We start from the raw sequence: 14,857 nt of genomic DNA, 5'->3' as shown, positions 1-14,857 counted from the left end.
CTCCTTTCTTAAGAAAATTATTTATCTAATAATTCACCAGATTTTTTTGCAATACGAACTTTTTTACCATCTTCCACTTTGAAGCCTACGCGAGTAGGTTCACCAGTTTTCGGATCTAATGGCATAACATTAGAAACGTGGATAGGTGCTTCTTTCGTGATAATTCCACCTTGTGGATTTAATTGAGATGGCTTAGAGTGCTTCTTAACGATGTTAACACCCTCAACGATAACACGGTTTTGTTTTGGGAAAGCAACCAGGATAACACCTTGTTTTCCTTTGTCTTTACCAGTGATTACCTGTACTTTATCACCTTTTTTTACATGCATCTTAATTCTGCACCTCCTTAGCAAGGCAATACCTTAAATTATAGAACTTCTGGAGCTAAAGAAACGATCTTCATGAAGTTGCTATCACGTAGTTCACGAGCTACTGGTCCGAAGATACGAGTACCGCGTGGGCTCTTGTCATCTTTAATGATAACAGCTGCGTTTTCATCAAAACGGATATAAGAACCATCTGGACGACGAGCACCGCTCTTCGTACGTACTACTACTGCTTTAACAACGTCACCTTTTTTAACAACGCCACCTGGTGTTGCTTGTTTTACCGTAGCAACGATAATATCACCGATGTTAGCATATTTACGACCAGAGCCGCCTAATACCTTAATTGTTAAAAGTTCACGTGCACCAGAGTTGTCAGCAACTTTCAAACGAGATTCTTGTTGGATCATGTTATGAAACCTCCCTTCGGACTTAAAATTCCGATTCGTCTATTTAGATAATAACCGCTTCTTCAACGATTTCAACTAAACGGAAACGCTTAGTAGCAGAAAGCGGGCGAGTTTCCATGATTTTTACGATATCGCCAACTTTTGCTTGGTTTTGCTCATCATGCGCTTTGTACTTCTTAGAATACTTAACGCGCTTTCCGTACAAGGAATGAGTTTTGTAAGTTTCAACTAAAACTGTAATCGTTTTGTCCATTTTGTCAGATACAACACGACCAGTATAAACTTTGCGTTGGTTACGTTCGCTCACTTTGCAAACCTCCCCTCAATTTATCGATTAATTCCGATCTCTCTTTCACGAACTACAGTTTTCATACGAGCGATCGCTTTACGCACTTCACGGATGCGTGTTGGATTCTCTAATTGTCCTGTAGCAAGCTGGAAGCGAAGGTTAAACAACTCTTCCTTTAACGCTTTAACTTTTGTTTCGATTTCGGCAGTGGTTAATTCACGAATATCATTAGTTTTCATTAGATTCACCACCATTTTCTTCACGTTTTACGAATTTACATTTCACAGGTAACTTGTGAGCTGCAAGACGTAATGCTTCGCGTGCTACCTCTTCAGATACACCCGCGATTTCAAACATAACTTTCCCAGGTTTTACTACTGCTACCCAGCCTTCTGGTGCCCCTTTACCGGAACCCATACGTACTTCTAGAGGTTTTGCAGTGTAAGGTTTAGAAGGGAAAATTTTAATCCAAACTTTACCGCCACGTTTCATGTAACGAGTCATTGCACGACGAGCTGCTTCGATTTGACGGTTAGTGATCCATGAAGCTGCTTGAGCTTGAAGACCAAATTCACCAAATGCTACTTCAGCGCCACCTTTTGCACGACCACGCATTTTACCACGATGCTCTCTACGATATTTTACGCGTTTAGGCATTAACATATTATTTTCCTCCTTCCTCAGAAGCTTTCTTTTTTGTAGGAAGGACTTCTCCACGGTAGATCCATACTTTTACGCCTAATTTACCGTATGTTGTATCAGCTTCAGCTGTTGCATAGTCAATATCAGCGCGAAGTGTATGAAGTGGAACAGTTCCTTCACTGTAAGATTCTGCACGAGCGATATCTGCTCCGCCAAGACGACCAGAAACCTGTGTTTTAATACCTTTAGCACCTGCGCGCATAGCACGTTGAATAACTTGCTTTTGTGCACGACGGAAAGATACACGGTTTTCTAATTGACGAGCGATATTTTCCGCTACTAATTTAGCGTCAAGATCAGCTCTCTTAACTTCTAAGATGTTGATGTGTACACGCTTGCCTGTTAATTGGTTAAGAGCTTTACGAAGTGCTTCAACTTCTGTACCACCTTTACCAATTACCATACCAGGTTTTGCAGTGTGAATTGTAACATTTACACGATTTGCTGCACGCTCGATTTCTACTTTAGAAACAGAAGAATCTTTTAAGCGAGCTGCGATGTATTCACGAATTTTGATGTCTTCATGAAGAAGTGTAGCGTAATCTTTCTCAGCGAACCAGCGAGATTCCCAATCACGAATAACACCGACACGAAGACCGACTGGATTAACCTTTTGACCCATCGATTATCCCTCCTTCTTTTCTGATACCACAACTGTGATGTGGCTTGTGCGCTTGTTAATTTGGCTTGCACGACCCATTGCACGTGGACGGAAACGTTTTAACGTTGGACCTTCGTCAACGAAAACTTTCTCTACAACTAAGTTGTTTACATCCATTTCGTAGTTATGCTCTGCGTTTGCGATTGCAGATTTTAAAACTTTCTCTACAACTGGAGAAGCAGTTTTTGGCGTGTGGTTAAGGATAGCAATCGCTTCACCCACTTGCTTACCTCGGATTAAGTCTACTACTAGGCGAACTTTACGAGGAGCAATACGAACTGTTCTCGCTACTGCTTTAGCTTGCATTGAAGTGCCTCCTCTCATTATCTTCTAGTTTTCTTATCGTCAGCATCATGACCTTTATACGTACGAGTTGGTGCGAATTCACCTAACTTGTGGCCAACCATATCTTCAGTGATGTATACAGGTACGTGTTTACGTCCGTCATATACAGCAATAGTATGACCGATGAACTGAGGGAAGATTGTTGAACGGCGAGACCAAGTTTTAACAACTTGTTTTTGCTCAGATGCAACTAATTTTTCCATTTTACTCATTAAATGCTCATCGACAAATGGTCCTTTTTTTAAGCTACGAGCCATTTTGGTGCCTCCCTTCGTGATTGGCGTACGGTTCTAGAAATGAACCGTACTACAATCCCATTATTTTTTACGACGGCGAACGATGAATTTATCAGACGCTTTGTTTTTCTTACGAGTCTTGAATCCAAGAGTTGGTTTACCCCATGGAGACATTGGCGACTTACGTCCGATTGGTGAACGACCTTCACCACCACCGTGTGGGTGATCAACTGGGTTCATTACAGAACCACGAACTGTTGGGCGTTTACCTAACCAACGAGAACGACCTGCTTTACCGATTTTGATAAGTTCGTGTGATTCGTTACCAACTTGACCTACAGTAGCACGACAAGCAGATAATACTAAGCGAACTTCACCAGAAGTTAAACGTACAAGTACGTATTTACCTTCTTTACCAAGTACTTGAGCAGATGTACCAGCAGAACGAACTAATTGTCCACCACGACCTGGTTTAAGTTCGATGTTATGAACAACAGTACCTACTGGAATGTTGATTAATGGTAATGCGTTACCGATTTTAATGTCAGCATCAGCGCCAGACATAATTTCCATGCCTACTTCTAAGTTTTTAGGAGCAAGAATGTAACGTTTTTCACCGTCAACGTAGTTAATTAATGCGATATTCGCAGAGCGGTTTGGATCGTATTCGATCGTAGCAACGCGTCCTGGAATTCCATCTTTGTTACGTTTAAAGTCGATGATACGGTATTGACGCTTGTGTCCGCCACCTTGGTGACGTACAGTGATTTTACCTTGGTTATTACGACCAGCCTTCTTGCTTAAAGGTGCAAGTAAAGACTTTTCCGGTCTGTCAGTCGTAATTTCAGCGAAATCATTCGTAGTCATGTTACGACGACCATTAGTAGTTGGATTATACTTTTTAATTGCCATCTCAATTTCCCTCCTTCTTTAGTAAGAATTAAACACCTTGGAAGATTTCGATTTCTTTGCTGTCAGCAGTTAGCTTAACGATCGCTTTACGACGACGGCTAGTAAAACCAGCGTGACGACCAACGCGTTTTGCTTTCGGCTTGTAGTTCATGATGTTTACTTTCTCTACTTTAACATCAAAGATCGCTTCTACAGCATCTTTAACTTCTGTTTTATTAGATTTAACGTCCACATCGAACGTGTATTTTTTTTCAGCCATCATTTCCATAGAACGTTCAGTGATAACTGGGCGCTTAATGATATCACGAGGATCTCTCATTATGCAAGCACCTCCTCTACTTTTTCCACTGCCGCTTTTGTCATGATTAGCTTATCATGATGAAGCACGTCTAAAACGTTTACGCCATCAGCAGTGATTACTGTTACTCCAGGAATGTTGCGAGCAGATAACTCTACAGACTCGTTTGCATCAGCAGTTACGATAAGAGCTTTCTTCTCAACAGCTAATCCTTTAAGTACTGCTACCATGTCTTTTGTTTTTGGTGCATTTAACACTAAGTCTTCAAGAACTACAACGTTGTTCTCAACTACTTTAGTAGCTAATGCAGATTTAATAGCTAAGCGACGAACTTTTTTAGGAAGTTTGTAAGCATAGCTTCTTGGTGTAGGTCCGAATACCGTACCACCACCACGCCATTGAGGAGAGCGGATAGAACCTTGACGAGCACGTCCAGTTCCTTTTTGACGCCATGGTTTACGACCACCACCGCGCACTTCAGAGCGAGTTTTTACTTTATGTGTACCTTGACGTAAAGATGCGCGTTGCATCATTACAGCTTCAAAAAGTACAGCTTCATTAGGTTCGATACCGAAAACAGCTTCAGCTAATTCGATTTCACCAACCTGTGAACCAGTTTGATTATATACAGTAACTTTTGGCATTGGAATTCCTCCTTCCTATTGTGAATTATTTGCTAGCCTTCACAGCGCCTTGAACAACTACAAGAGATTTCTTAGCACCTGGAACGTTACCTTTTACTAACAATAAGTTGCGCTCAGCGTCAACTTGAACGATTTCTAAGTTTTGAACCGTAACTTGGTCTCCACCCATACGTCCAGCAAGTTTTTTGCCTTTGAATACACGGTTCGGAGCAACTGGGCCCATTGAACCAGGACGACGGTGATAACGAGAACCATGAGACATAGGTCCGCGAGATTGTCCGTGGCGTTTAATAGCACCTTGGAAACCTTTACCTTTAGAAATTCCTGTTACGTCTACGATTTCACCTGCAGTGAAAACTTCAACTTTTACCTCTTGACCAACCTCTAATCCGTCCACGTCTGCATCGCGGATTTCGCGAATGAAGCGCTTAGGAGCAGTAGTTGCTTTAGCAACGTGACCTTGTTCAGGTTTGTTAGCTAATTTTTCACGTTTGTCGTCGAATCCTAACTGAATTGCATTGTAGCCATCAGTTTCAGTTGTTTTCTTTTGAAGAACAACGTTTGGAGTCGCAGCGATTACTGTTACAGGGATTAGCTCACCGTTTTCAGCAAATACTTGAGTCATACCGATCTTTCTTCCTAAGATTCCTTTGGTCATGAGTTACACCTCCTACATTTTTTAAGTTATATGAATTATAGTTTGATTTCGATATCTACACCAGATGGTAAATCTAAACGCATTAATGAGTCTACTGTTTGTGGAGTAGGGCTCACGATGTCGATTAGACGTTTGTGCGTGCGCATTTCGAATTGCTCACGAGAATCTTTGTACTTATGAACAGCACGAAGAATTGTGTAAACAGTTTTTTCAGTTGGTAATGGGATCGGACCAGAAACTGTTGCCCCAGAACGCTTAGCTGTTTCTACAATTTTCTCAGCTGACTGATCAAGAATACGGTGATCGTAAGCTTTTAAACGGATACGAATTTTTTCTTTTGCCATTATTTTCCCTCCTTCGTTCGCCTATTTCTAAAATAGACCTTCTCCATGGAAATTTCCCCACACCATGCCATGGCAAAGCGGCCGGGTGTGTCAGCAACCTTCCACTTCATCGCAGTCAAAGACCAACATTGTCTATTATACAATGTTATTCGTCCAGATGCAAGCATCTTTTTGTTTACATCTGCTTTTCTCTACTTTTGCTATTATACATGGCACTTTAAAGAATTTCAAGTTTTCATCTGCGCTAATTCATTTTACAGTTTCTGGATGTTTTGCTGTACAGATTTATATACTATAGAAGAAACTCGTTTAAAACTAGAAAATACTACTTTTCATAAACAAAAAAACTCAAGGGAAAATCCCTTGAGTTTTTTAAATCTATTTAAAGATTACTCAACGATTGTAGCAACTACGCCGTAACCTACAGTACGTCCACCTTCACGAATAGAGAACTTAGTTCCTTCTTCGATCGCGATTGGAGCGATAAGCTCGATAGTCATTTCAATGTTGTCACCAGGCATTACCATTTCAGTACCTTCTGGTAATTGGATGATTCCAGTTACGTCAGTTGTACGGAAATAGAACTGTGGGCGGTAGTTAGCGAAGAATGGAGTGTGACGTCCACCTTCTTCTTTAGATAGAACGAAAACTTCAGCTTTGAATTTAGCGTGAGCTTTTACAGAGCCAGTTTTAGCAAGAACTTGTCCACGTTGGATGTCTTCACGTGCAACCCCACGAAGTAGAGCACCGATGTTGTCTCCAGCTTCAGCTTGGTCAAGAAGTTTACGGAACATTTCTACACCAGTTACAGTTGTAGAAGCAGCTTCTTCAGCAAGACCGATGATTTCTACTACGTCACCAACTTTAACTACACCGCGCTCTACGCGACCAGTAGCAACTGTACCACGACCTGTGATAGAGAATACATCCTCTACAGGCATTAAGAATGGTTTGTCAGTTTCACGTTCTGGAGTTGGAATGTAAGCATCAACTTCAGCCATTAATTCAACGATTTTAGCTTCCCACTCAGCATCTCCTTGAAGAGCTTTAAGAGCAGAACCTTTGATTACAGGGATATCATCGCCTGGGAATCCGTATTCAGATAATAGATCGCGAACTTCCATTTCTACTAATTCTAATAATTCTTCGTCGTCTACCATATCGCATTTGTTTAAGAATACAACGATGTAAGGTACACCTACTTGACGAGAAAGAAGGATGTGCTCACGAGTTTGAGGCATTGGGCCATCAGCAGCAGATACTACTAAGATACCGCCGTCCATTTGAGCAGCACCAGTGATCATGTTTTTAACATAGTCAGCGTGACCTGGGCAGTCAACGTGTGCATAGTGACGAGTTTCAGTTTCGTACTCAACGTGTGCAGTTGAGATTGTGATACCGCGCTCTCTTTCTTCTGGAGCAGCATCGATTTGATCGTATCCGCGTGCTTCAGCACCACCAGCTTTTGCAAGAACTGTAGTGATCGCAGCAGTTAATGTAGTTTTACCATGGTCAACGTGGCCGATAGTACCGATGTTAACATGGGGTTTAGAACGTTCGAATTTAGCTTTAGCCATTCTAAATTCCTCCTTAGTTTATATAGGTTATTTTATATTTAGACTAGAAAGTGAAACTTACGTCCCACTTTCTAAGCTTACATAAGTAGTTATACTTGAACAATTGATAAAAATCAATTATTCACCTTTATTTTTTTTGATAATTTCTTCTGAAACAGATTTTGGTACTTCTTCATAGTGGTCAAATACCATAGAGAATGTACCGCGACCTTGAGTGTTAGAACGTAATGACGTTGCATAACCGAACATTTCAGAAAGTGGAACCATAGCGCGAACAACTTGAGCGTTACCGCGAGCTTCCATACCTTCTACACGTCCACGACGAGATGTTACGTCACCCATAATGTCACCCATGTACTCTTCAGGAATTACAACTTCAACTTTCATCATTGGCTCAAGAATTACTGGGTTACACTTAGAAACCGCAGCTTTAAGCGCCATAGATGCAGCGATTTTGAACGCCATCTCAGAGGAGTCAACATCATGGTAAGATCCGTCAACTAATGCAGCTTTAATGTCTACTACAGGATATCCTGCTAGTACACCATTTTTAAGTGCATCTTCAAGACCTGCTCCAACAGCTGGGATGTATTCACGAGGAACTACACCACCGACGATCTTGTTTTCGAATTCGAATCCTTTACCTTCTTCGTTAGGCTCGAACTCAATCCATACGTGACCGAATTGTCCACGACCACCAGATTGACGTGCGAACTTACCTTCAACTTTCGCTGCAGAGCGGAAAGTCTCACGGTATGCTACCTGAGGAGCACCAACGTTTGCTTCTACTTTGAATTCACGGCGCATACGGTCAACGATGATATCAAGGTGAAGTTCACCCATACCAGCGATGATTGTTTGGCCAGTTTCTTGGTCAGTGTGAGCACGGAATGTTGGATCTTCTTCAGAAAGCTTAGATAATGCTGTACCCATTTTATCTTGGTCAGCTTTAGATTTTGGTTCGATAGCTACAGAGATAACTGGCTCTGGGAATTCCATAGACTCAAGGATAACAAGAGATTTCTCGTCACAAAGAGTATCACCAGTAGTAGTATCTTTTAGACCTACAGCAGCAGCGATGTCACCAGCGTAAACTGTTGAAATCTCTTCACGGCTGTTAGCGTGCATTTGTAGGATACGACCTACACGCTCACGCTTACCTTTAGTTGAGTTTTTCACGTATGATCCAGAGTTTAACACACCAGAGTACACACGGAAGAACGTTAACTTACCAACATAAGGGTCAGTCATGATTTTGAATGCTAGAGCTGAGAAAGGCTCTTCATCGCTAGATTTACGTTCTACTTCTTCATCTGTATCCGGAAGAGTACCTTTAATAGCTGGTACATCTAATGGAGATGGTAGGTAGTCGATAACTGCATCTAACAGAATTTGAACACCTTTGTTTTTGAATGCAGAACCACAGATTACTGGGAAGAATTCAACAGAAGTTGTAGCCTTACGGATACCAGCTTTAAGCTCTTCTACAGTGATTTCTTCACCTTCTAGGTACTTCATCATCATTTCTTCGTCAAGCTCAGCTACCGCTTCGATAAGTTTTCCGCGGTATTCTTCAGCTAGCTCTTTATGCTCTTCAGGAATCTCGACACGTTGAATGTCTGTTCCTAAATCGTTACCGTACATGTAAGCACACTCTTCAACAAGGTCAATGATACCATTGAACTCATCTTCAGCACCGATTGGTAACTGAATTGGATGTGCGTTTGCTTGTAAACGATCGTGGATTGTTCCTACAGAGTATAAGAAGTCTGCACCGATTTTATCCATTTTGTTAACGAATACGATACGAGGTACGCCGTAAGTAGTAGCCTGACGCCAAACAGTTTCTGTTTGTGGTTCTACACCAGATTGCGCATCAAGTACTGCTACTGCGCCATCAAGTACGCGTAAAGAACGTTCTACTTCTACTGTGAAGTCTACGTGTCCTGGAGTGTCAATGATGTTTACACGGTGACCTTTCCATTGAGCTGTAGTTGCAGCAGAAGTAATTGTGATACCACGCTCTTGCTCTTGCTCCATCCAGTCCATCTGAGATGCACCTTCGTGAGTTTCACCGATTTTATGAATACGTCCTGTGTAGTACAAGATACGCTCAGTTGCTGTTGTTTTACCAGCATCGATGTGAGCCATGATACCAATATTACGAGTGTTTTCTAAAGAGAACTCTCTTCCCATTTGGTGTCTTGCTCCTTCCATATATGGATTGGATTTTTTATTTTAAGTAGCAAAAAAGCCACTTTATTTTGTTACATACGGCAGTGTGTCCAGTACCCTCATTATGTAAAACGAGCGCCCATTGAAAGGGAGAGGCATTCTCCCTCTCCACACTTCCACAAGCGACAAATAAAGCGGTTTATGCTTACATTTATTTTACGTTGAATCCTACCAACGGTAATGAGCAAATGCTTTGTTAGCTTCTGCCATTTTATGAGTGTCTTCACGTTTCTTAACAGATGCACCAGCGTTGTTAGCTGCATCTAAGATTTCGTTAGCAAGACGCTCTTCCATAGTTTTTTCACCACGAAGACGAGCGTAGTTTACTAACCAACGAAGACCTAAAGTTGTACGGCGTTCTGGACGAACCTCAACTGGAACTTGGTAGTTAGCACCACCAACACGACGAGCGCGTACTTCAAGAACAGGCATGATGTTCTTAAGAGCTTGCTCGAATACTTCCATTGGTTCTTTACCAGTACGTTCACTAACGATATCGAACGCATTATAAAGAATTGTTTGAGATTTACCTTTTTTACCGTCAACCATCATTTTGTTGATTAGGCGCGTTACTAGTTTCGAATTATACATTGGATCTGGTAACACGTCACGTTTCGCAACAGGTCCTTTACGAGGCATATTGAGTTCCTCCTTTCATTGTAAGTTTATTATTTTTTAGCAGCTTTTGGTCGCTTAGTACCATATTTAGAACGTCCTTGCATACGTTTGTCAACACCAGCTGTGTCAAGCGCACCACGAACGATGTGGTAACGTACCCCCGGTAAATCCTTTACACGACCACCGCGAATTAATACTACGCTATGCTCTTGTAGGTTATGACCGATACCTGGGATGTAAGCAGTAACCTCGATACCATTTGTTAAACGTACACGAGCGTATTTACGTAACGCTGAGTTCGGTTTCTTTGGAGTCATTGTACCAACACGAGTACATACACCACGTTTTTGAGGTGCAGAGATATCAGTTGATTTTTTCTTTAAAGAGTTAAAACCTTTGTTTAACGCAGGTGATTTAGATTTCCATACTTTATCAGTACGACCATTTCTCACTAATTGGTTAATAGTAGGCATTTGATTTATCCTCCCTTCGCATGTTTGTATGACCACATATCCAGGTGGTTCATTATTAGTTGAAAACAAAGTTTTTGCAAGGAAGAGCAAATGCTCCCTCCTCACAAAAACAGTTTTAACTTATTATTCCTATTGCTGAAGCTCCTACTTGAATCCCCGAAGCTTTCCCAAGCTTACGAACTGATTCAACTTTGGTTATGGGCACGTTATGTTGCAACGCAGTGCGAGTAATAACATGGGTTAACCGCATGTCAGCATCCTCTGCAATAACAACTTCTTTAACTGTACCATTTTTGATTGCTTCCAATGTTCGTTTATAACCAACGACTACATTTTCAGCATTTGATACTTTTTGATAAGACATATACATATCCTCCAAAGCATCGTTCAGGAGCAACCTTGCTTATAGTAACATTTTGACTCATACAATGTCAACTAGGATTATCTGTTTTTATACAAAATTTACGACGGAAAATTTTACTGTTCCACGTAAACTTCATCGTTTTCCACATTCATGTCATCTTGTGTTGTTTTAACAAGATCAACTTTGCGGTAACGATTCATACCAGTTCCAGCTGGAACAAGTTTACCGATAATAACATTCTCTTTCAATCCTAGAAGCTCATCGCGCTTGCCTTTAATTGCTGCATCTGTTAGAACACGAGTTGTTTCTTGGAACGACGCTGCAGATAAGAATGAATCTGTTTCCAGTGAAGCTTTTGTAATACCAAGAAGTACTGGTCTTGCTGTTGCAGGTTGTTTACCTTTAAGTAAAACTTTTGCATTCGCATCAGTAAACTGATGGATATCCAGTAATGTTCCTGGTAACACATCTGTTTCACCAGCATCAATTACACGAACTTTACGAAGCATTTGGCGAACCATTACCTCTACGTGCTTGTCACCAATTTCTACCCCTTGCATACGGTATACTTTTTGAACTTCGCGTAGTAAGTATTCTTGAACTGCCGTAATGTCCGTTACTTTTAGTAATTCTTTCGGATCAATAGAACCTTCTGTTAACTCTTTTCCGTGAGCAATTGGCTGTCCTGGAGCTACTTTCAGACGAGCACCATAAGGAATTGCATACGTACGAGTTTCAACCTCGCCCTGTACAACTACCTCCTGACGATCTTTAACATCGTTGATCGCCGCGATAACACCATCGATTTCACTGATAACTGCCTGACCCTTTGGATTACGAGCTTCAAAGATCTCTTGGATACGAGGTAAACCTTGCGTAATATCGTCTCCGGCAACCCCACCTGTATGGAACGTACGCATCGTTAACTGTGTACCTGGCTCACCGATAGATTGAGCTGCGATAATACCTACCGCTTCCCCTACTTCTACGTCTGTACCAGTAGCTAAGTTGCGACCGTAACATTTCTTACATACGCCGTGGCGAGTGTTACATGTGAACGCTGAACGGATGTGTACTGTTTCTACACCTGAATTTTCAACGATATGAGCAATATCTTCTGTAATTAATTCATTTTCACGAACTAATACTTCACCTGTTTCAGGATGTTTCACAGTTTTCCTTGCAAAACGTCCTACAAGACGATCATATAATGACTCGATTACTTCATTACCCTCTTTAATCGCACCGATTAATAAACCACGATCTGTTCCACAATCGTCTTCACGAACGATAACATCTTGTGCAACGTCTACAAGACGACGTGTTAAGTAACCAGAATCGGCAGTCTTAAGTGCTGTATCGGCAAGACCTTTACGCGCACCATGCGTAGAGATGAAGTACTCAAGTACTGTTAAACCTTCACGGAAACTTGACTTGATTGGAAGTTCAATGATACGACCAGATGGGTTGGCCATCAGACCACGCATACCAGCAAGCTGAGTGAAGTTCGATGCGTTACCACGGGCACCAGAGTCACTCATCATGAAGATTGGGTTGCGTTTATTCAAGGATTTCATTAGTTTTCCTTGGATAACATCTTTTGCATTACTCCAAATAGAGATAACGCGATCGTAACGTTCTTCTTCCGTGATTAAACCGCGACGGAATTGTTTAATTACTTTATCTACTTTTGCTTGTGCTTCGTGGAGAATTTCATCTTTTTCACCTAATACAAGAATATCCGCTACCCCAACTGTAATACCAGCTTTTGTAGAGTATTTAAATCCTAAGTTCTTCATACGGTCAAGCATGCGAGACGTTTCTGTAATCTGGAAACGTTTAAACACTTCCGCAATGATGTTACCAAGGATTTTCTTGCTAAATGGTGCCACTTCTTCGCGACTAGCAATAATTTCTTTAATGTTCGCACCTTTTTCAACGAAGTATTTCGCTGGTGTTTCTTTTTCAAGGTTTGAATTTGTTGGTTCGTTAATATAAGGGAACGACTTCGGTAAGATTTCGTTAAATATTAATTTACCAACTGTTGTTAATAGAAGCTTGCCTTTTTGCTCTTCAGTAAATGTTTCATTGTTGTTCACTGAGTTTGCAGCAACAGCGACACGGGTATGAAGATGTACATATCCATTTTGATACGCAAGCAATGCTTCATTTGCATCTTTGAACACCATACCTTCACCAATTGCACCCTCGCGCTCAAGCGTTAAGTAATAGTTACCTAATACCATATCCTGAGACGGTGTAACAACTGGTTTTCCATCTTTCGGGTTCAAGATGTTTTGTGCTGCTAACATAAGAAGACGAGCTTCTGCTTGTGCTTCTGATGATAACGGAACGTGAACCGCCATTTGGTCACCATCAAAGTCCGCGTTGTATGCAGTACATACAAGTGGGTGAAGACGGATTGCGCGTCCTTCTACTAATGTAGGTTCGAACGCTTGGATACCAAGACGGTGAAGCGTTGGGGCACGGTTTAAAAGTACTGGGTGTTCTTTAATTACAGATTCTAAAACATCCCAAACTTCAGGTTGTACACGCTCGATTTTACGTTTCGCACTTTTAATGTTATGTGCTAATCCTTTTTCCACTAAATCTTTCATAACGAAAGGCTTGAACAATTCAAGTGCCATCTCTTTTGGTAATCCACATTGGTACATTTTTAAGTTCGGTCCTACAACGATAACGGAACGACCAGAGTAGTCAACACGTTTACCTAATAAGTTTTGACGGAAACGTCCTTGTTTACCTTTTAGCATGTGAGATAGTGATTTTAATGGACGGTTACCTGGTCCAGTAACTGGACGGCCACGACGACCATTATCGATTAATGCGTCTACAGCTTCTTGTAACATACGTTTTTCGTTTTGAACGATAATGCTTGGTGCACCTAAGTCCAATAGACGTTTTAAACGGTTATTACGGTTAATTACACGACGGTATAAGTCGTTTAAGTCAGAAGTCGCAAAACGTCCACCATCTAACTGTACCATTGGGCGTAGTTCTGGTGGGATAACTGGAAGAACATCTAAGATCATCCAAGATGGCTCATTTCCAGAGTTACGGAATGCTTCTAGTACCTCTAGACGTTTAATAGCACGAGTACGACGTTGTCCTTGTGCTGTTTTTAATTCTTCTTTTAAGAAGTCTACTTCTTTATCTAAATCGATGTCTTGTAATAGCTTCTTAATCGCTTCTGCGCCCATAGCAGCTTGGAATGTGCTGCCATATCGGTCACGATATGCACGGTATTCTTTTTCAGAAAGCAATTGCTTCTTATCTAGTGGTGTATCTCCACTTTCTGTTACAACATAAGAAGCGAAATAAATTACTTCTTCAAGCGCGCGAGGGGACATGTCTAAGACAAGTCCCATGCGGCTCGGGATACCTTTGAAATACCAAATATGAGATACAGGAGCAGCTAATTCGATATGACCCATACGTTCACGACGTACTTTCGCACGCGTTACTTCAACGCCACATCGATCACAAACTACACCTTTATAACGTACACGTTTATATTTTCCGCAATGACATTCCCAGTCCTTTTGTGGTCCGAAAATACGCTCACAGAACAAGCCATCTTTTTCAGGCTTTAACGTACGATAGTTAATTGTTTCTGGTTTCTTAACTTCACCGTATGACCAAGAACGAATCTTGTCAGGCGAAGCAAGTCCAATCTTCATATATTCAAAGTTATTAACATCTATCAAGGGGCCTACCTCCCTTTTAGTCTACAGGTTATCCCAA

Annotated in this window: 19 protein-coding genes; all 19 read right to left on the bottom strand. The window is 41.3% G+C overall.

What is annotated here, in order from left to right:
- Nucleotides 1-17: 17 nt before the first annotated feature.
- Complete coding sequence (gene rplX, locus HRG09_RS21255; RefSeq protein ID WP_174102827.1) at nt 18-329, bottom strand: 50S ribosomal protein L24; 312 nt, start codon at nt 327-329, stop codon at nt 18-20.
- 38 nt (nt 330-367) lie between these two features.
- Nucleotides 368-736 (bottom strand): 50S ribosomal protein L14, encoded by a 369-nt coding sequence (rplN, locus tag HRG09_RS21250; RefSeq protein WP_011983254.1) that lies wholly within the window; start codon nt 734-736, stop codon nt 368-370.
- A 43-nt stretch (nt 737-779) separates the two neighbouring features.
- A complete protein-coding gene (gene rpsQ / locus HRG09_RS21245) occupies nt 780-1,043 on the bottom strand; it encodes a 30S ribosomal protein S17 (RefSeq protein ID WP_011983253.1) in 264 nt (87 codons plus the stop codon).
- Nucleotides 1,044-1,063: 20 nt separating this feature from the next.
- A complete protein-coding gene (gene rpmC / locus HRG09_RS21240; protein ID WP_000855718.1) occupies nt 1,064-1,264 on the bottom strand; it encodes a 50S ribosomal protein L29 in 201 nt (66 codons plus the stop codon).
- Complete coding sequence (gene rplP, locus HRG09_RS21235; protein WP_000928968.1) at nt 1,254-1,688, bottom strand: 50S ribosomal protein L16; 435 nt, start codon at nt 1,686-1,688, stop codon at nt 1,254-1,256. The genes rpmC and rplP overlap by 11 nt, the downstream gene beginning before the upstream one ends.
- 1 nt (nt 1,689) lies before the next feature.
- Nucleotides 1,690-2,349, bottom strand: a complete 660-nt coding sequence (rpsC, locus tag HRG09_RS21230) for a 30S ribosomal protein S3 (protein WP_017150132.1) — start codon at nt 2,347-2,349, stop codon at nt 1,690-1,692.
- Between the two features lie 3 nt (nt 2,350-2,352).
- Nucleotides 2,353-2,694, bottom strand: coding sequence for a 50S ribosomal protein L22 (rplV, locus tag HRG09_RS21225; RefSeq protein WP_011983250.1), 342 nt, complete (start codon nt 2,692-2,694; stop codon nt 2,353-2,355).
- Nucleotides 2,695-2,711: 17 nt separating this feature from the next.
- On the bottom strand, nt 2,712-2,990 hold the full coding sequence (gene rpsS, locus HRG09_RS21220; RefSeq protein ID WP_174102826.1) for a 30S ribosomal protein S19: 279 nt from the start codon (nt 2,988-2,990) through the stop codon (nt 2,712-2,714).
- Between the two features lie 60 nt (nt 2,991-3,050).
- The gene (rplB, locus tag HRG09_RS21215) at nt 3,051-3,881 is read right to left on the bottom strand and encodes a 50S ribosomal protein L2 (RefSeq protein WP_026593168.1); all 831 of its coding nucleotides are present in this window, start codon (nt 3,879-3,881) and stop codon (nt 3,051-3,053) included.
- A gap of 28 nt (nt 3,882-3,909) precedes the next feature.
- On the bottom strand, nt 3,910-4,200 hold the full coding sequence (gene rplW / locus HRG09_RS21210) for a 50S ribosomal protein L23 (protein ID WP_174102825.1): 291 nt from the start codon (nt 4,198-4,200) through the stop codon (nt 3,910-3,912).
- Nucleotides 4,200-4,823: a 50S ribosomal protein L4 gene (rplD, locus tag HRG09_RS21205; RefSeq protein ID WP_174102824.1), complete on the bottom strand. Its 624-nt coding sequence runs from the start codon at nt 4,821-4,823 to the stop codon at nt 4,200-4,202. Before rplD ends, rplW begins: the two co-directional genes overlap by 1 nt.
- A 25-nt stretch (nt 4,824-4,848) precedes the next feature.
- Nucleotides 4,849-5,481: a 50S ribosomal protein L3 gene (rplC, locus tag HRG09_RS21200; protein WP_174102823.1), complete on the bottom strand. Its 633-nt coding sequence runs from the start codon at nt 5,479-5,481 to the stop codon at nt 4,849-4,851.
- Between the two features lie 35 nt (nt 5,482-5,516).
- On the bottom strand, nt 5,517-5,825 hold the full coding sequence (rpsJ, locus tag HRG09_RS21195; protein ID WP_001040596.1) for a 30S ribosomal protein S10: 309 nt from the start codon (nt 5,823-5,825) through the stop codon (nt 5,517-5,519).
- Nucleotides 5,826-6,214: 389 nt separating this feature from the next.
- Nucleotides 6,215-7,402 carry an elongation factor Tu gene (gene tuf, locus HRG09_RS21190; RefSeq protein WP_174102822.1) on the bottom strand — a complete coding sequence of 396 codons (1,188 nt, stop codon included), beginning with the start codon at nt 7,400-7,402 and terminating at the stop codon, nt 6,215-6,217.
- A gap of 117 nt (nt 7,403-7,519) precedes the next feature.
- Nucleotides 7,520-9,598 carry an elongation factor G gene (gene fusA / locus HRG09_RS21185; RefSeq protein ID WP_174102821.1) on the bottom strand — a complete coding sequence of 693 codons (2,079 nt, stop codon included), beginning with the start codon at nt 9,596-9,598 and terminating at the stop codon, nt 7,520-7,522.
- A 207-nt stretch (nt 9,599-9,805) separates the two neighbouring features.
- Nucleotides 9,806-10,276 carry a 30S ribosomal protein S7 gene (rpsG, locus tag HRG09_RS21180; RefSeq protein ID WP_001137493.1) on the bottom strand — a complete coding sequence of 157 codons (471 nt, stop codon included), beginning with the start codon at nt 10,274-10,276 and terminating at the stop codon, nt 9,806-9,808.
- Nucleotides 10,277-10,305: 29 nt separating this feature from the next.
- The gene (gene rpsL / locus HRG09_RS21175; protein WP_174102820.1) at nt 10,306-10,728 is read right to left on the bottom strand and encodes a 30S ribosomal protein S12; all 423 of its coding nucleotides are present in this window, start codon (nt 10,726-10,728) and stop codon (nt 10,306-10,308) included.
- A 115-nt stretch (nt 10,729-10,843) separates the two neighbouring features.
- Nucleotides 10,844-11,092 carry a ribosomal L7Ae/L30e/S12e/Gadd45 family protein gene (locus HRG09_RS21170; RefSeq protein WP_174102819.1) on the bottom strand — a complete coding sequence of 83 codons (249 nt, stop codon included), beginning with the start codon at nt 11,090-11,092 and terminating at the stop codon, nt 10,844-10,846.
- 113 nt (nt 11,093-11,205) lie between these two features.
- Complete coding sequence (rpoC, locus tag HRG09_RS21165) at nt 11,206-14,820, bottom strand: DNA-directed RNA polymerase subunit beta' (protein ID WP_174102818.1); 3,615 nt, start codon at nt 14,818-14,820, stop codon at nt 11,206-11,208.
- Nucleotides 14,821-14,857: the final 37 nt, after the last annotated feature.

The sequence above is a fragment of the Bacillus sp. Xin1 genome, from assembly GCF_013314535.1.
In the GTDB taxonomy this organism is placed as follows: Bacteria; Bacillota; Bacilli; order Bacillales; family Bacillaceae_G; genus Bacillus_A.
The sequence above is the reverse complement of the archived record's forward strand: the minus strand, read 5'-3'. Positions and strand labels throughout refer to the sequence as shown.